The 16549-nt window shown below is 69.3% G+C and carries 19 protein-coding genes; 6 read left to right on the plus strand and 13 right to left on the minus strand.

Annotation, left to right across the window (positions count from 1 at the left end; translation table 11 throughout):
• Positions 1 to 90: 90 nt before the first annotated feature.
• The 5 genes from J2847_RS29690 to J2847_RS29710 are packed head-to-tail and all read right to left on the minus strand — an operon-like array spanning position 91 to position 3567.
• Positions 91 to 846, minus strand: a complete 756-nt coding sequence (locus J2847_RS29690; RefSeq protein ID WP_209782346.1) for a capsid assembly protein — start codon at positions 844 to 846, stop codon at positions 91 to 93.
• A 49-nt stretch (positions 847 to 895) separates the two neighbouring features.
• On the minus strand, positions 896 to 1153 hold the full coding sequence (locus J2847_RS29695; RefSeq protein WP_209782347.1) for a Bbp19 family protein: 258 nt from the start codon (positions 1151 to 1153) through the stop codon (positions 896 to 898).
• A complete protein-coding gene (locus J2847_RS29700; protein ID WP_209782348.1) occupies positions 1146 to 2735 on the minus strand; it encodes a portal protein in 1590 nt (529 codons plus the stop codon). Before J2847_RS29700 ends, J2847_RS29695 begins: the two co-directional genes overlap by 8 nt.
• 17 nt (positions 2736 to 2752) lie before the next feature.
• Positions 2753 to 3184 carry a hypothetical protein gene (locus tag J2847_RS29705; RefSeq protein WP_233474871.1) on the minus strand — a complete coding sequence of 144 codons (432 nt, stop codon included), beginning with the start codon at positions 3182 to 3184 and terminating at the stop codon, positions 2753 to 2755.
• Positions 3181 to 3567, minus strand: coding sequence for a hypothetical protein (locus tag J2847_RS29710; RefSeq protein WP_209782349.1), 387 nt, complete (start codon positions 3565 to 3567; stop codon positions 3181 to 3183). The genes J2847_RS29705 and J2847_RS29710 overlap by 4 nt, the downstream gene beginning before the upstream one ends.
• A gap of 202 nt (positions 3568 to 3769) precedes the next feature.
• Here J2847_RS29710 and J2847_RS29715 point away from each other — a divergent pair, with 202 nt between their 5' ends.
• Positions 3770 to 4402, plus strand: a complete 633-nt coding sequence (locus J2847_RS29715; RefSeq protein ID WP_209782350.1) for a S24 family peptidase — start codon at positions 3770 to 3772, stop codon at positions 4400 to 4402.
• 156 nt (positions 4403 to 4558) lie between these two features.
• Here J2847_RS29715 and J2847_RS29720 read toward each other — a convergent pair whose 3' ends face one another.
• Positions 4559 to 5407: a branched-chain amino acid aminotransferase gene (locus tag J2847_RS29720; RefSeq protein WP_209782351.1), complete on the minus strand. Its 849-nt coding sequence runs from the start codon at positions 5405 to 5407 to the stop codon at positions 4559 to 4561.
• A gap of 160 nt (positions 5408 to 5567) precedes the next feature.
• On the opposite strand from J2847_RS29720, the gene J2847_RS29725 reads away from it, so the two are divergent.
• Positions 5568 to 5780 (plus strand): hypothetical protein, encoded by a 213-nt coding sequence (locus J2847_RS29725; protein ID WP_209782352.1) that lies wholly within the window; start codon positions 5568 to 5570, stop codon positions 5778 to 5780.
• Between the two features lie 87 nt (positions 5781 to 5867).
• On the opposite strand, the gene J2847_RS29730 is transcribed toward J2847_RS29725, so the two are convergent.
• The 5 genes from J2847_RS29730 to J2847_RS29750 form a co-directional block, all read right to left on the minus strand.
• The gene (locus J2847_RS29730) at positions 5868 to 6644 is read right to left on the minus strand and encodes a succinate dehydrogenase iron-sulfur subunit (protein WP_085555943.1); all 777 of its coding nucleotides are present in this window, start codon (positions 6642 to 6644) and stop codon (positions 5868 to 5870) included.
• Between the two features lie 28 nt (positions 6645 to 6672).
• Positions 6673 to 8457, minus strand: a complete 1785-nt coding sequence (sdhA, locus tag J2847_RS29735) for a succinate dehydrogenase flavoprotein subunit (RefSeq protein ID WP_085555942.1) — start codon at positions 8455 to 8457, stop codon at positions 6673 to 6675.
• 5 nt (positions 8458 to 8462) lie between these two features.
• Positions 8463 to 8864 (minus strand): succinate dehydrogenase, hydrophobic membrane anchor protein, encoded by a 402-nt coding sequence (gene sdhD / locus J2847_RS29740; RefSeq protein ID WP_209782353.1) that lies wholly within the window; start codon positions 8862 to 8864, stop codon positions 8463 to 8465.
• Positions 8865 to 8875: 11 nt separating this feature from the next.
• Positions 8876 to 9265, minus strand: a complete 390-nt coding sequence (gene sdhC, locus J2847_RS29745; RefSeq protein ID WP_209782354.1) for a succinate dehydrogenase, cytochrome b556 subunit — start codon at positions 9263 to 9265, stop codon at positions 8876 to 8878.
• 260 nt (positions 9266 to 9525) lie between these two features.
• Positions 9526 to 9786, minus strand: coding sequence for a hypothetical protein (locus J2847_RS29750; RefSeq protein WP_209782355.1), 261 nt, complete (start codon positions 9784 to 9786; stop codon positions 9526 to 9528).
• A 393-nt stretch (positions 9787 to 10179) separates the two neighbouring features.
• Here J2847_RS29750 and J2847_RS29755 point away from each other — a divergent pair, with 393 nt between their 5' ends.
• Positions 10180 to 11199: an aspartate-semialdehyde dehydrogenase gene (locus J2847_RS29755; protein ID WP_209782356.1), complete on the plus strand. Its 1020-nt coding sequence runs from the start codon at positions 10180 to 10182 to the stop codon at positions 11197 to 11199.
• A 34-nt stretch (positions 11200 to 11233) separates the two neighbouring features.
• Here J2847_RS29755 and J2847_RS29760 read toward each other — a convergent pair whose 3' ends face one another.
• A complete protein-coding gene (locus tag J2847_RS29760) occupies positions 11234 to 12160 on the minus strand; it encodes an NAD(P)-dependent oxidoreductase (protein WP_209782357.1) in 927 nt (308 codons plus the stop codon).
• Between the two features lie 8 nt (positions 12161 to 12168).
• The gene (locus J2847_RS29765; RefSeq protein WP_085555937.1) at positions 12169 to 12573 is read right to left on the minus strand and encodes a tellurite resistance TerB family protein; all 405 of its coding nucleotides are present in this window, start codon (positions 12571 to 12573) and stop codon (positions 12169 to 12171) included.
• Between the two features lie 211 nt (positions 12574 to 12784).
• Here J2847_RS29765 and J2847_RS29770 point away from each other — a divergent pair, with 211 nt between their 5' ends.
• From J2847_RS29770 to J2847_RS29780, 3 genes are all read left to right on the plus strand, one after another.
• Positions 12785 to 13714 carry an AEC family transporter gene (locus tag J2847_RS29770; protein WP_325169510.1) on the plus strand — a complete coding sequence of 310 codons (930 nt, stop codon included), beginning with the start codon at positions 12785 to 12787 and terminating at the stop codon, positions 13712 to 13714.
• 448 nt (positions 13715 to 14162) lie between these two features.
• Positions 14163 to 15854, plus strand: a complete 1692-nt coding sequence (locus J2847_RS29775) for a methyl-accepting chemotaxis protein (RefSeq protein WP_209782358.1) — start codon at positions 14163 to 14165, stop codon at positions 15852 to 15854.
• A 289-nt stretch (positions 15855 to 16143) separates the two neighbouring features.
• Positions 16144 to 16548, plus strand: coding sequence for a hypothetical protein (locus J2847_RS29780; protein WP_209782359.1), 405 nt, complete (start codon positions 16144 to 16146; stop codon positions 16546 to 16548).
• Position 16549 lies beyond the last annotated feature (1 nt).

Genomic DNA, 16549 nt, shown 5'->3' on the forward strand with positions numbered 1-16549 from the left:
GTCCAATGCAACCATGAAGCGGAGGTGCGGCGCTTTGCCTCGCGTGCTGGCGGCAGCGGGTGGCGGGGGGACAGGGCGCCGGCCGGCCACTCACCCCCGGCCCGGATAGAGGCGCTGGAAGCCGTCGGTGACGCGGGCGATCACCGACGGGTCGCGGTCCCGCCAATAGCGGGGGTCGCGCATCAGCGTCCGCAGGTCGGCCTCGCCGTCGCCACCCGGCGCGCGCCCGGCCGGCATCGACAGGGCCGCCGGCTCGGTTCCCGACATCATCGCGTGCAGCGCCATCACGCCCTCATAGGTGGTCGACAGCCCCTCGACGGCCGCCGGCGGCAGATTCCGGCCCGCCCAGGCCAGGAGCTGGCGCGACACCTCGCGCCATTTCTCCTCGCCGCCGAAGCGGGCGACCAGCCGCTCGACCTCGCGTTCGGCCTGGAACTCGGCGGCGAGACGCTGGATCAGCGGCATCATCCGCTCGGCGGCGAGGTCGTAGAGGAGCTGCGCCTGGGCGGGGGTGTAGCCGGCCTCGAACAGGCGGCCGTTGATCTCGGCGTCGGGTTCGAACAGGCCATGGTCGCAGGCGATGCAATACCCCTCCGGCGCATCCGGTGCCCCCAGCGCGCGGCGGAGCTGGACCGGGTCGAGCGCCGCCGGGTCGAAGGAGGCCGGATCGGAGGGCGCCGGGGCCGGGACCTCGGGCGGAGCGGCGGACAGGCGGCGCTCCAGCTCCAGATAGGATTTCAGCAGAGCGTCCACACGGACGGCGCCGGTCTTCGGGTCACGGAACTTCTCGGGCACCGGCGGCGGCTCGGAACCGGACAGGGGCGAGGTCAGCAGATTGTCGGCCATCGGATACTCCCGGAAGGATGAAAAACAGGAAGGGTAAGGAAGGGGCGGGTCAGCGCGCCCGGCCGCGCGCCGTCAGGGCGAGGATCACGGCGACCAGCTGGCGCTGGCCCTCCAGGTGGCGCAGCGCCGCCTCCGGCGCGTCGGGACCGAGCGCGCGGTCGAGCGTCATCGCCCGCAGCACGGCCAGCACCCGCATGCCGTCCGGCCCGGCGAAGCAGCGGGCGAAGCTCGGCGACGGGTCGTCGCCACCGCCGCCCGACACCGTCGCGGCGCCGTCCAGCCAGTCCCAGCCGGCGGGATCAGACATGCGGCGCCTCCACCGGCGTGGGCCGCGGGGTCGGGGTCGGGGTCGGAACGGCGGCGGGCACGACCGCCGCAACGGCGTCCTCGGCGCGGATCAGCTTGGCGGGCACGCCGAAGGCTTCGCCCAGCCAGCGGGCGGTCGCGGCGGCGTCGACCGTCGCGGCGGCCTCCGGCCCCAACTGCCTGGCGGTGTCGAGCCAGCGCAGGGTCGCCTGCACATCGCGCTGCGCCTGGGCCTGGGCCAGGGGCGAGCGGTGCTGAAGCTCGACCAGCCGCCCGTCCACCGTAATGTCGGGGATCTCGCCGCGGCGGCGCAGGATGGCGACGGCGCGCAGCAGCAGCGGCGTCAGCATCTCCGCCTGCAAACGCCCATAGGTGGCGCCGAGCAGCCGGGCCATCTCGGCCGATCGCTCCATCACCTCGGTGGCGGTCATCCGCGCCTGCTCGACCGGCCCCAGCCGGTCCACCATCAAGGCATGGCGGATGCGCCCGCGCAGATCGTCGAGCACCAGCTGCGACACGTCGAAGCGGCCGGGGTTGGCGAGCGGCGTCAACCCGGCCGAGCCGACCGCCTTCGGAATGATCGTCCCCGGCACCAGCCGGATCGTCGCCGGGTTCAGCACGCCGTCGTCGTCGGCCTGCCAGATGCCGGTGACGGCGATCGAGGCGTTCTTCAGAACCAGCTCCACCACCTTGTTGGCGGTCTTGATGTCGGGCAACGCCTTCATCACCGGCGAGCGGCCGTAGGTCTCGCCCGGCGCCTTCAGCCAGCGGAAGTTGACGAAGGGCGACTGGACGAAGCGCCCGCGCGCCAGCCAGGACGGGTCGGCCAGACCGCTGTCCAGCACCACCGCCCAGCGGTAGGCGGTGCCGTCGGGCAGCACCGCCTCGACCAGCGGGAAGCGGGAGTCGGGCTCGGCGGCGGCGCGGCGGCGCACCTCCTCCGGCAGCTCGGCGGCGGGGAAACGGTGGACGATCTGTGCCAGCGTCGCCTCGCTGCGGCGGTAGGTGCCGTCGAGGCGGCCGTCCGGCCCCTCCTCCAGCACCGCCTCGGCCAACGGCACGGCGGTGAAGCGCAGGCTCGACGGCGAGCCGGGGGCGGCCTCCTCCATCAGCAGGCTGGCGGTGCCGACAGTGACGAGGTCGAGGAAGGCCTGATGCACCTCGACCGCGAAGTTGGAACGGTCGAGGTGCGCCTGGACGATCCCGGCGGCGCGGTCGAGCATCGGGGCGACGCGGTCCCGTTCAGCCCCGCTCAGCGCCGGACCGGGCTGGAAGCCGAACCAGCGCGACCAGGGCGGCGTCAGCTCCGACAGCAGGCTGGCGGCGAGCTGCTCCACCGCGTCGGGGGCGGTGCCGTCGAACAGGCGGTCGACCCGCCGTTCCCCCGGCGTGCCGGTGCCCCGGAAGGGCTGGCCGTTGGGCAGGGCATGGTCGTAGCAGTCCTGCCAGTGGCTTTCCCAGACGCCGCGCCGCTCGCGCGCGGCGCGGTAGCGGTCGAGCAGCGCCTCGGGCTCGGAAGGTTCGGCTCCGCGCCGGCGCCTCGCGATGGGCTGGGCGGCGGGCTGGGCGGCGTGGTCGGACATCGGGGCGGTCCCTTCATTCAAGGCCCGGAGGAAACCGGGCGGGTCAGGTGGCGATGCAGCTGCCAAGGCGTCAGCACCAGCGGGGCGTGCAGGCCGAGCAGCCGCTTGACCGCCTCGACGCAGGTGAAGGGCCCCCAAGGCGCCGGCCGGACCAGGCCGCGCCGCAGCGGAGCGGCCACCACGGTCAGGCCACGGTCGCGGTACCAGCCCGGCAGGTCATGGTCGGCCGGCAAATCCAGCACCGCGACGTCGGTGAAGGGCGCCAGCGGATCGACCACCAGCCAGTGCCGCCCGTCGTTCAGCAGGGCGAGGCAATGGCGGAAGCCCGGCCGCAGGGCCCGCAGCCACCACAGCGGCGCCTCGCCACGGAACACCACCCAGGCCCTCGGCAGCCCGGCCCCGGCCGGGACCGGAGCCGGGACCGGCATGGGGGCCGGCGCCCGGCTCATCGCGCGATGCCCTTCTGGCGCAGCACCGGGGTGACCCGTTCGAACGCCTCGCGCCACAGGGCGTGGGCGCGCTGTTCGCGGTGGCGGCCGGGGTCGGGGGCGCTGAGGCGGCGGCCGTAATGGACCAGCACATGCAGATGGTCGCGGACGAGCTGGCGGTTGCGGAAGAGACGGTCGACGACGCGCAGCACGTCGGCCGGTTCGCAGGGGCGCTGGACCAGACCGCAACCGGCGACGACACGGGCACCGGCCGCTTTGGCGTCCTGCGCCTGCACCGACCAGAACCACGCCTCCTCCCCGCTGTCGAAGGGGGTTCCGTCGGCGGTGTAGGGGTTGGAAAGGTGCCGGGACGGGGCGGAACGCACGGCGTGTCGAGACAGCATGATCGTCTCCCTGAAGGACGGGGCGCTTGCGCGCGGAAGCTTCGCCACCCTTTGCGACTCGCGCCTCAACCGATCCTCCGAACGGTTTTTCGCGGTCTGGTGGCGTTTTCGTTCGCTTTATGTTCTTGTCCGGCACCTCCGTCAACGAGAATATGAAAAAGTTCCTAGGGACCGCCTCCCGCGTTTATGAGATTATCGTCCCATGCTGAAGCATTCGGACATCTGGCGGGCCATCGACCGCCTCGCGGCGACGCACGAACTGTCGGCGTCGGGCTTGGCGCGGCGTGCCGGGCTGGATCCGACGACCTTCAACAAGAGCAAGCGCACCACCGGAGACGGCAAGCTGCGCTGGCCCTCGACCGAGAGCATCTCCAAGGTTCTCGACGCGACCGGCGCCTCCCTGTCGGAGTTCGTCAGCCTGATCGGCGAGGGCGGCGGTTCGGGAAGCTTCCAGCGCGTGCCGGTGATCGGCTACGCCCAGGCCGGCAACGCGGGCTATTTCACCGACGCCGGCTATCCGGTCGGCAGCGGCTGGGACGAGCTGATGTTCCCCGATCTCGGCGATCCCTCCGCCTACGCGCTGGAGATCGCCGGCGACAGCATGGAGCCGGTGTACCGCGACGGCGACACCATCATCGTATCGCCCGGCGCGCAGATCCGCCGCAACGACCGGGTCGTCGTCCGCACGCGCGGCGGCGAGGTGATGGCGAAGCAGCTGCTCCGCGAGACCGCGACGAAGATCGACCTCCTGTCGATCAACCGCGCCCATCCCGACCGCAGCATCCCGCGCGCCGACATCGCCTGGATCGCGCGGATCATCTGGGCCAGCCAGTAGACGTCCCACCCTCCGTCACCGGCATCCGCCCCCGGTTCCTAGGGAACATTTCCTCCGCTGCACCAAGGCGGGACGGGGCCCCCGGCGGGACCGTGAAAACCGCCCCCGCTGCGGCCGGCGGAGCGAGGGCGGCGTGATCCCGACGGGCCGTGACGCTCAGCGAAAGGCGTATTCCCAATAGAGCGCCCGCGCCCGCTTGAAGACAGGGCCGGGAGCGAAGGCGCGGTCCTCGACCTTGGTCACCGGCACGCATTTGGAATGGTTGCCGGTCGAGAAGACCTCGTCGGCCTCCAGCAGGTCGGCCGGGGTCAGGCTGCACTCCTCGACCACCGCGCCATCGGCCCGCAGCAGGGCGATGATGCGCTGGCGGGTGATGCCGTTCAGGAAGCAGCCGTTCGGCACCGGCGTCCGCACCACCCCGTCCTTGGCGATGAACAGGTTGGAGGTCGCGAACTCCGCGACGTTGCCGATGGGGTCCAGCAGGATGGCGTTCTGGAAACCGCGCTTGCGCGCCTCGGTCAGGGCGCGGGCGGCGTTGGGGTAGAGGCAGGCCGCCTTGGCCTCGGTCGGCGCCATCGAGGGCGGCGGACGGCGGCGCGAGGACAGGCAGGCGGTGAAGCCGGTCGGCGGCGGCAGCGGGTCCTCGTAGATCGAGAGGACGAAACGGGTGGTCTCCGGATCGGGGGCGACGAACCCCTCCTCGGCGAAGAACATCGGCCGGATGTAGAGTTCGGCGTCCTTGCCGAAGCGGCGGATGCCGTCCCAGCACAGCTCCTCGATCTCGCCGGCCGTCACCATCGGCGCCAGCCCCATGGCGAGCGCCGAGCGGATCGCCCGCGCGCAATGCAGGTCGAGGTCGGGAGCGACGCCCTGGAAGGCCCGCGCCCCGTCGAAGACCACCGAGGAGAGCCAGAGCGCGTGCGACAGCGGACCGACGATGGGGGGATTGCCCTCCACCCATTCGCCCCGCACCCAGCTCCACGCCTGACCCGTTGTCCCGCCCATGATTGGTTCCTTCCCTCGCTTGGTGTGTTCCGTTGTTGGCGACGCTCGTTCGAAGAGGATACCCCCTCATCGCCGCCGGTCAACCGATGCCGGGGGGAGCGCTTTGCCGCGCCCGTGGTTGACTCTCGTGATCCCAAGTCTGTTCGCGAGGACACCGACGATGCCTTGGATTTCCCCGACCCCCGGTCCGCAGCCGCTGCGCGCCGCTCCTCCCAATCCCCAACCCCGGCCGCACGAGGATGTCCCGAACGTCGACGGCCCGATCACCGACAACCCCGACCTGCCCGATCCCGGCGGGCCGGGCACGACCATGCCGCCGGTGCCGGGCGCCGACCTGCCGCCATCGCAGCCGACCGATCCGGACTTCCGCTGAGCCGCAAGCCAGCGGCAGGCCCGAACGCAAACGGGGCGCTCCTCGCGGAGCGCCCCGTCGCGTGTCGATGCGTCGCTGACGGATGGATCAGCGGCGGGCCACCATCAGCTTCTTGATCTCGGCGATCGCCTTGGCCGGGTTCAGGCCCTTGGGGCACGCCTTGGTGCAGTTCATGATGGTGTGGCAGCGGTAGAGACGGAACGGATCCTCGAGGTTGTCGAGGCGCTCGCCCGTCATCTCGTCGCGGCTGTCGGCGATCCAGCGGTAGGCCTGGAGCAGGATCGACGGACCGAGGTAGCGGTCGCCGTTCCACCAGTAGCTGGGGCAGGAGGTCGAGCAGCAGAAGCACAGGATGCACTCGTAGAGGCCGTCCAGCTTGGCGCGGTCCTCCGGCGACTGCAGCCGCTCGCGGCTCGGCGCCGGGGACTGGCTTTGCAGCCACGGCTTGATCGAGGCGAGCTGGGCGTAGATGTGCTTCAGGTCGGGGACGAGATCCTTCACCACCGGCATGTGCGGCAGCGGGTAGATCGCGACGTCGCCCTTCACGTCCTCGATGGCCTTCAGGCAGGCCAGCGTGTTCGTGCCGTCGATGTTCATCGCGCACGACCCGCAGATGCCCTCGCGGCACGAGCGGCGGAAGGTCAGCGTGCTGTCGACCTGGTTCTTGATGTAGATGATCGCGTCGAGGATCATCGGCCCGAACTTGTCGAGATCGACGACGTAGGTGTCGACGCGCGGGTTCTGCCCGTCGTCCGGGCTCCAGCGGTAGATCTTGAAGGTCTTGGCCCGCTTGGCGCCGTTCGCGACGTTGATGGTCTTGCCGACGCCGACCTTGGAGTTGGCTGGCAGGTTGAATTCGACCATGGTTGCTATCCTTGCCTTGAGCGGGGCCTTAGTACACGCGGGCCTTGGGCGGGAACACCTGGACCTCGTCGGTCAGCGTGTAGAGATGGACCGGGCGGTAGTCGAACCGCGTCTGGCCATCCTCGCCCACCCAGATCGCGGTGTGCTTCATCCAGTTCTCGTCGTCGCGGTTCGGATAATCCTCGCGCGCGTGGGCGCCACGGCTCTCCGGACGGTTCTCCGCCGAATGCAGGGTGGCGACCGCCTGGAACAGCAGGTTGTCCAGCTCCAGCGCCTCGACCAGATCCGAGTTCCACACCAGCGAGCGGTCGCTGATGGAGATGTCGTTCTTCTTGGCGAAGATCGCGTCGATCTTCTGGACGCCCTCGCTCATCACCTCGCCGGTGCGGAAGACGGCGCAGTTGTTCTGCATCGTCCGCTGCATCTCCAGCCGCAGGTCGGCCGACTTGATCGAGCCCTTGGCGTTGCGGATGCGGTCGAAGCGCTCCAGCGCGGCGTCGGCGCTGTCGGCCTTGACCGACACGGCCTTGCCCGGGGTGACGATCTCGGCGGCGCGGATGGCGGCGGCGCGGCCGAACACCACGAGGTCGAGCAGCGAGTTGGAGCCCAGCCGGTTGGCGCCGTGCACCGACACGCAGGCCGCCTCGCCGATCGCCATCAGGCCGGGGACGACCTGGTCGGGGTTGTCGGCGGTGGGGGTGACCACCTCGCAGCGGAAGTTGGTCGGGATGCCGCCCATGTTGTAGTGGACGGTCGGCAGGACCGGGATCGGCTCCTTGGTGACGTCGACGCCCGCGAAGATCTTGGCCGTCTCGGCGATGCCGGGCAGGCGCTGGTGGATGACCTCGGGCGGCAGATGCTCCAGGTGCAGGTGGATGTGGTCCTTGTGCTCACCGACGCCGCGACCCTCGCGGATCTCGATGGTCATCGAGCGCGAGACGACGTCGCGCGAGGCCAGATCCTTGGCCGACGGCGCATAGCGCTCCATGAAGCGCTCGCCGTTGGAGTTGGTGAGGTAGCCGCCCTCGCCGCGAACGCCCTCGGTGATCAGGCAGCCCGAGCCGTAGATGCCGGTCGGGTGGAACTGCACGAACTCCATGTCCTGCATCGGCAGGCCGGCGCGCAGCACCATCCCGCCGCCGTCGCCGGTGCAGGTGTGGGCCGAGGTCGCCGAGAAGTAGGCGCGGCCGTAGCCGCCGGTCGCCAGAACGACGAGCTGGCCACGGAAGCGGTGGATGGTGCCGTCGTCGAGGTTCCAGGCCAGCACGCCCTTGCAGACGCCGTCCTCCATGATCAGGTCGAGCGCGAAATACTCGACGAAGAACTCGGCCTCGTGCTTCAGCGACTGCTGGTAGAGCGTGTGCAGCATGGCGTGGCCGGTGCGGTCGGCGGCGGCGCAGGTCCGGTAGGCCTGGGTCTTGCCGTACTGCGCGGTCATGCCGCCGAAGGCGCGCTGGTAGATCTTGCCTTCCGGGGTGCGCGAGAAGGGCACGCCGTAGTGTTCCAGCTCGATGATCGCCGGGATGGCCTCGCGGCACATGTACTCGATGGCGTCCTGGTCGCCCAGCCAGTCCGACCCCTTGACGGTGTCGTACATGTGGTAGCGCCAGTCGTCCTCGCCCATGTTGCCGAGCGCCGCCGAGATGCCGCCCTGGGCGGCGACCGTGTGGCTGCGCGTGGGGAACACCTTGGTGATGCACGCCGTCTTCAGGCCCTTCTCGGCCATGCCGAAGGTGGCGCGCAGACCCGCGCCGCCGGCGCCGACGACGACGACGTCATAGGTGTGATCGATGATCTGATAGGCGGTCGCCATGATCGTCAGGCTCCGATGAAAATCTTGACGACGGCGAGCACACAGGCCGCCGCCAGCGCGAAGGACACGAACTTCACGGCGATCAGCACCGCCAGCTTCTGCCACTCGGCGCTGATGTAGTCCTCGATCACCACCTGGAGGCCCGAATGGGCGTGGTGGAAGACGACGCCGGCGGTGAGGATCATCATGACCGCCGAGAAGGGCGACTTCATCCAGGCGACGAAGGCCGCGTGGTCGGCGCCGAGATGGCCGATGACGCCGAAGACGAACCAGACGGTCAGCGGGACCAGCGCGATGGCGGTCAGCCGCTGGCCCCACCAATGCTCGGTGCCGTGCTTGGCGGAGCCCAGGCCGCGGGCGTGGGCCAGCGGCGAACGCAGGGAGGACTTGGAGGAATTGGACGCCATGCTCTCTCTCCTCACCACGCGGCCAGGCCGACGATCCACGTCAGCACGGTCAGGACGGCGGTGGCCCCCAGCACGATCTTGTTGTTGCGGTCGGCGTCGGTCAGCTCGAACGACTTGCCGGCGTCCCACACCAGATGGCGGATGCCGTTGCACAGATGGTAGTAGAGCGCCACCGACCAGCCGAACATGAACAGCAGGCCGATGGGCGAGCCGATGAAGCCCTGCGCCCTGGCGAAGGCGTCGGGGCCGACGGCGGCGGCGACCAGCCACCAGGTCAGGAGAAGGGTGCCGACGGCCAGCCCCACGCCCGTGATGCGGTGCGTGATGGACATGACCGCGGTCAGCGGAAGTCGGTAGACTTGCAGATGCGGGGAGAGCGGCCGACCGCTGCCGTTTGCCATTGCGTCGTCCTCTGTTCGCGGCCGGTCGCGGCGCAACATGACGATTGCCGCGGCGGCTGGGTGTGGTGCGTGCCCGGGATTTGGGACGGTTGTCCGTCCGATTGGTTGGCGCAATGAATTACGCCCCCGCCGGACCTGAGTCAACGGCGCGGGGCCGGACTGCGGCGATTTTGGGGCAGTGCGGGAAGTGGCTGAAAAGAAACGGCCTTCGCGGTCCGTGGTATTACCAGCGGGTTTCGCCGGCCGAGGACTGCGGACTGCTATTTGTCGAAGCGCCGCACGTTCTCCAGCATCATCGAGTACATCTGGGTGATGAGTTCCGCCGGGCGCAGACGGCCGAAGGGTATGTTTTCCTTGGCCCATTCGACCAGACCGTCGGGCGGCTTGATCGGCGCCACCTGATAGCCGGCCTTCTTCAGGGCGGCGGTCACCGACCGCGCCTGCTTGGCGTAATCCTCGTTGAAGAAGGACTTGTCGGCGTCCTTGATCGCCTTGGCGATGATGTCCTCGATGGGCGGCATGGCGCGGGCGTTTCGCGTGTCCGATAAGGTCAGGAGGGAAATGGGCGGGCGCCACCGTGTCACAGCCGGCGCGCCCGCGCAATTCCTCCCGGCATGATCGGGGCAACGGGGCCGGATGAACAGAGCGCCCTTGCCAAAGGATCCTGACACGGATGAACACGGATGCCGGCGGTGCCGGCTCACGGATGAACGGGATGAAAAGCCAAATCCGTGTTCATCCGTGTTTCAAGACGCCTCTCCCGCCTAGAGGCCCCTTGTCAGCCTGATCTCCTGGCCCTGACCGCGCGATCGCGTTCCGGCCGGCGGGCCGGGTTGCAATCCGGCGGGAAAGCGCCTAGCTCGTTGCGGTCTTCGCTTGCTGCCTTTTCTTATTGCCAGAAGGATACCTCCGTCATGGGCTTCACCGTCGCGGTCATCGGCGCCACCGACAATGTCGGGCGCGAGATCCTGCAAACGCTGGCCGAGCGGAAATTCCCGGCCGATTCCGTCGTCGCCCTGGGCACCGACCGGGCGGTCGGGCACGAGGTCTCCTACGGCGAGGACGACGTCCTGAAGGTGCAGGACGCCGCCAGGTTCGACTTCTCCACCATCGACATCGCCTTCTCGTCGTCGGATCCCAAGCTGTCGGCGCTGCACAGCCCGCGCGCGGCGACCTCGGGCTGCGTGGTGATCGACATGTCCGGCCACTACGCCACCGACCCCGAGATCCCGCTGGTGGTGCCGGAGGTCAACGGCGCGGCGCTGGCCGGCTACAAGCAGCGCTACATCGTCGCCAACCCCGGCGGCGGCGCCATCCAGCTGGCGCTGGCGCTGAAGCCGCTGCACGACCGCTTCACCGTGCGGCGCGCCGTCGTCGCCACCTACCAGGCGGTGTCGGGCGCCGGCAAGGAGGCGATGGACGAGCTGTTCACCCAGACCCGCGCCATCTTCGTCAACGATCCCGTCGCCAAGAGCGTCCTGCCCAAGCAGATCGCCTTCAATGTCATCCCGCACATCGACCGCAACCTGGACGATGGCTACACCCACGAGGAATGGCGGCTGAACGTCGAGACGAGGAAGATCCTCGACCCCAAGATCAAGGTGACGGCGACCTGCGTGCGCGTCCCGGTCTTCATCGGCGACTCCGCGGCCGTCACCATCGAGACGGAGGAGTCGATCACCGCCGAGGACGCGCTGGAGGTCCTGCGCGCCGCCCCCGGCCTGTCGGTGCTCGACCAGCGCGCCGGCGAGGGCTACATCACCCCGGTCGAGGTCGCCGGCGAGAACCCGGTCTTCGTCAGCCGCATCCGCGAGGACATCACGGTCGAGAACGGGCTGGCCTTCTGGTCGGTCGCCGACAACCTGCGCAAGGGCGCCGCGCTGAACGCGGTGCAGATCGCCGAGATCCTGGCGAGCGATCATCTGGAAGAGTGAGGAGTGGGGGCGCGCTTCGCGCCCCCTCCCCTTTTCAGCGCGCGAACAGGCGGTACAGCGCCGAGTGGTCCAGCCCGCCGTCGCCCTGCTCGGCCAGCATCTCGAACAGTTCCAGCGTCAGGCCGAGCGCCGGCAGATCCACGTCGGACTGCTCGGCGAGCTGCTCCGCCTGACGCAGATCCTTGATCTGGGTGACGACGCGCCCGCCCGGCGTGAAGTCGCCGGACACCATGCGCCCGCCATGCAGGTCGAGGATGCGGGATTCGGCGAAGCCGCCGCGGATGGCGTCGCGCACCCGCGCCGGGTCGGCCCCGGCGGCCTTGGCCAGCGCCAGCGCCTCCGCGACCGCGCCGATGGTCAGGCCGACGATGACCTGGTTGGCGGTCTTGGCGATCTGACCGGCGCCGCTGTCGCCGACCAGGGTGATCCGCCGCCCCATCGCCTGGAACAGCGGCAGGGCGCGGGCGAAGGACGCCTCGCGGCCGCCGGCCATGATGGTGAGGGTCGCCGCCTCGGCCGCGACCGTGCCGCCCGACACCGGGGCGTCGACCCAGTCGGCGCCGGCCGCGCGCACCTGCGACGCCAGCGCCCGCGTCGCGTCGACCGCGGTCGTGCCCATGTCGACGACCAGATGGCCGGGCTTCAGGGCCGGCAGCAGCGCCCCGGCGACGCTCTCGACGGCGACCGTGTCGCTCAGCATCAGGATGATGGTGTCGGTCTGGCCGGCGACGGCGATCGGGCCGGTGGCGGCCAGCATGCCCTCGGCCGCCAGTTCGGCGACCGGGCCGGGGCTGCGGCTGGAGATCACCAGCGAGGCGCCGGCGCGGGCGAGCGCGCGGGCCATCGGCTTGCCCATCAGGCCCAGACCGATGAAGCCGACGCCGCGTCCCGACAGGTCGGGGCGCGGGGGGTCGCCCGCCGGGGCGGAGGGGAGAGCGGGGGTCGTGGAAGGCGTCGTCATGGTCACCGTCACAGGCGCATGTGTCGGGCGCGGGCGCCACGCTCGATGGCGGCGGCGCACAGCCGGTCGACGCCCAGCCGGTGACGGATCATCTCCAGCATGCGCAGCTCCTCCTGCGAGGCCTTGGCGTCGGCGGCGGCGATGTCGCAGGCGACGGCGTAGGCCGTCTCGCGCAGCTTGGCCGGCAGCGCCTGCTCGACGATGGTCAGCACCGTGTCCAGCCCGTCGCTGTCGGCCAGCATGGCGGTGCATTCGCGGGTCGCCGCCATCACCTGCTCGCCGTTGAAGTCGCGGAAGATAGGCAGGTAGCGGACATTCTCGCCGATGGTCTCGAGCTCGTCGTTGGTCATGTCGCCGTCGCAGGCGGACACCAGGACCATGACGTAGATCAGCGCGCTGTGGTGGTCGATCATTGGCCTTCCTTCGCGGGGCCTCCTCCGGAACCGGGAGTCCCCGTCGCGGCTATCTTGCCCGGCGGCGACGACGCGTCAAGGGGGGCCTGCCCCGACGGGAAAGCGGCGGCGCCCCGACGGGCAGGGGTGCCATGCCCGGAACGGGAGGGTCGGCGCCTCGACGCGACCGTTCGTGATCCGTATTGTCCGCGCCATGTCCGTCGTGTTCAACGTGGCACTTCCCGTATTCGCCATCATCCTGGCGGGCGTGCTGTCCGGAAAGGCGAAGCTGCTCGGCCCCGCGTCGTCGGAGGCGCTGAACAAGTTCGTCTATTGGATGGCCCTGCCCCCGGTGCTGTTCCTCGGCACCGCGCGCCGCTCGCTGCCCGAGATCTTCAACGGCCCCTTCATCGGCGCCTTCCTCGGGGCGATGCTGGCGGTCTACGCGCTGGGCGCGCTGGCCGGCTGGCTGATCCGCCGCGACCGCACGCAGATCCACTGCATGCAGGGGCTGAACGCCGCCTTCTCCAACACCGGCTACATGGGCATCCCGCTGTTCCTGGCCGCCTTCGGTCCGGACCACCTGGCACCGACCATCCTGGCGACCGTCATCATGAGCGCCGTGATGGTCGGCATCGCCGTGATCTGGCTGGAGTTCGCCAACAGCCATGGCGGCGGGCTGGGCAAGGCGTTGCGCGACGTCGGCCGCGCGCTGCTGAAGAATCCCCTGATCATCGCGACCGCGCTGGGGATCGCGTGGTCGGCGCTGCTGCCCGGCGTCGCGGTGCCCAAGCCGGTCGCCACCTTCTGCGAGCTGATGGGCGCGCCGGCCGGCCCCTGCGCGCTGTTCGCCATCGGCCTGTTCCTGGCGACGCAGAAGCTGACGGCCGGGCTGGCCGAGGCCGGCTGGATCAGCGCGATGAAGCTGCTGGCGCAGCCGGCGCTGACCTGGGTGCTGACCGAAACGCTGTTCCCCATGGATCCCTTCTGGACCGGCTCGGCGATCATTCTGGCCGCCCTGCCCACCGGCGCCCTGACCTTCGTGGTGGCGCAGCAATACCAGCTCTATGTCGAGCGCACATCCTCGGCGATCCTGGTGTCCACGGTGCTGAGCGTCGTCACGCTGTCCGCGTTGCTCGCGGTCTACGCCCCCGCTGGTTAAGATGCTGATTTCAAAGGAAAAATCATATCCCGCGCCGGAGTTCACCCGCGACGTGGAAGACGCGCCGGAGCATTCTTGCAGGAACCGCCCAGTATGCGACCGATGGAATCGCCGATTTTAAAACAATCGGACAATCCCTGGCTTCCTTCCCGTATTTGAATGAATAATCAAGAAAAGCCGGATCATCGATCCCATATGATTCTGCGATAACGGCCATACATTTATTTTATGATTTAAAAATCATTTACGCATTCCGGAAACCGGAAAGCGATGAATAGACCAAGTGCCATCACGAATCTCACGGCTCTTGCTACATTTTGACATATGTCGAACGCTGTACTTCCATACCAGCGTATGTTACCCGTCACCCGTCGCGCGCCATGCAGTGAAAATTAAAAATCGAGCATTGCGCGCGCACACAATCATTGATAGGCGGCGGGCTCAGACAATGAAACGCTTTGAAAATTTGACAATTCGCTCAAAATTGCTGGGAATTCTTGGATCTTTCTTTCTTCTTGTCATCGGACTGGGCGTCTTCTCGCTCGACCGCCTTGCAACCCTCAACGAGGAAGCCGCCGACATTCGCGACAACTGGCTGGTCAGCGTCGGATTGCTTGGCGACATCCGCAGCACGGCCCAGTCCTACCGGTCGCAGGAAGGCACCCACATCATCTCGACCGCTCAGGCCGACCAGCAGCTTTCCGAGGAGCGCCTCGCCGGCTTCGTCAAGACGCTGAACGACAAGCGCCGCCAGTACGAGGCGCTGATCGACCTCGCCCAGGAGAAGGAGCTCTACGCCCGCTTCTCGGTGGTCTGGGAGCAGTATCTCGCCATCAGCCGCGACAAGGTGCTGGTGGCGTCGCGCAAGAACGAGAATGAGAGGGCCGGCGAGATCTTCCGCGGCGAATCCCGCGAGGCCATCGTCAAGGCGACCGCCATTCTCCAGGAACTCACCGAATTCAACACCCAGCAGGGCCGGATGGCCGCCAACCGCGGCGAGGCGGCCTACCGGAGCTCCATCTACTGGGTCATCGGCGCCATCGTCTTCGCCCTGGCCTTCGGCATCGCCGCCGCCGTGGCGGCGGTCGCCACCATCTCGCGCCCGGTCGACCGGCTGACCGCCGTCATGCACCGCCTGTCCAAGCGCGACTACGCGGCCGAGGTGAGCGGCGGCGACCGCCAGGACGAGATCGGCGCGATGGCCCGCGCCGTCCAGGTCTTCAAGGACGGGCTGATCGAGAGCGACCGGCTGAGCGCCGCCCAGGCGGCCGAGCAGGAAACGAAGCAGCGCCGGGCGGCGACCGTCGACCGCCTGATCCAGGGCTTCGAGGCGCAGGCCGCCGACGCGCTGCGCACCGTCGCCGCCGCCGCGACCGAACTAGACAGCACGGCGCAGACCATGGAGCGCACCGCCAGCCAGACCCGCGACCAGGCGACCTCCGCCGCGGCCGCGGCCGAGCAGACCAGCGCCAACGTGCAGACCGTCGCCAGCGCGTCGGAGGAGATGTCGACCTCGATCCGCGAGATCGCCACGCTGGTCACCCGTTCGACCAGCATCGCTGGACAGGCGGTGAACGAGGCGAGCCGGACCAACGACACCGTGAAGGGGTTGGCCGACGCCGCCCAGCGGATCGGCGCGGTCGTCCAGCTGATCACCAACATCGCCGGCCAGACCAACCTGCTGGCGTTGAACGCGACGATCGAGGCGGCGCGCGCCGGGGAGGCCGGCAAGGGCTTCGCCGTGGTCGCCAGCGAGGTGAAGAGCCTCGCCAACCAGACCGCCAAGGCCACCGAGGAGATCGCCGCCCAGATCACCGCGATCCAGGAGGCGACCGACGGCGCCGTCGGCGCCATCGCCGGGATCAGCGGCACGATCACCTCGATCAACGACATCTCGACCTCGATCGCCGCGGCCATCGAGGAGCAGGGTGCGGCGACCGCCGAGATCTCGCGCAACGTCCAGCAGGCCGCCGTCGGCACGCAGCAGGTGTCGGGGATCATCAGCGACGTGACCCAGGCCACCGGCGAAACGGGTGCGGCCGCCCATCAGGTGCTCGGCGCCGCCGGCAGCCTGTCGCGGCAGGCCGAGAACCTGCGCCGCGAGGTCGACCAGTTCCTGTCGGCCATCAAGGCGGCGTAGGCGGCGCGGCGCAGGCGGCGCCGCGCAGGCGGCGCCGCGCAGGCGGTCCGCCACGGCGACACGCGAAAGGGCGCCCGTTTCCGGGGGGAGGCGGGCGCCCTTTCGCGTCCGCAACCTCTGATACTTTCGATCGAACCGGCGCGAGCGGCGTTGACGCTGCGAGGGCCTCCCCCTTATCCATCCCCCACGCCGTCCCTTCCGACACGCCGAGCCATGGAAACCGGGCCCGATCGGGCCAGCCGGAACGGGGGCGGCCGTCTCCAGAAAATCGAAGACATCCGGGGGAAGCATGCTGGGCCTCTACGCCGACCATGGAACGACCTACCTGACCGTCCTGATGACGGTCACCACCCTGTCCTTCGCCCTGCCGATCTTCGTGGCGCCGTTGACCTGGGCGCGGCTGATGCTGTGGCGGGTGCCGGCTGAGACCGATCTGGCCGTCTATTTCGGCCGCTGCCTGGGTGCCTTCATCCTGATCGTCGAGTTGCTGATGCTGCGCGCCGTCACCACGGGAACCGGCCTGACCTACGCCTTCGACGTCCTGTTCTGCGTCTTCCTGCTGATGCTCGCCGTGCATGCGTACGGCGCCCTGCGCCGCATCCAGCCGGTCACCGAAACGCTGGAGATTGGCCTGTGGGCCTTCCTGCTGGTCTGCAACACCGTCTTCTACCCGGCCACGGCGCTGGTGCTCTGAC

Source organism: Azospirillum agricola (assembly GCF_017876095.1).
Lineage (GTDB): Bacteria > Pseudomonadota > Alphaproteobacteria > Azospirillales > Azospirillaceae > Azospirillum > Azospirillum agricola.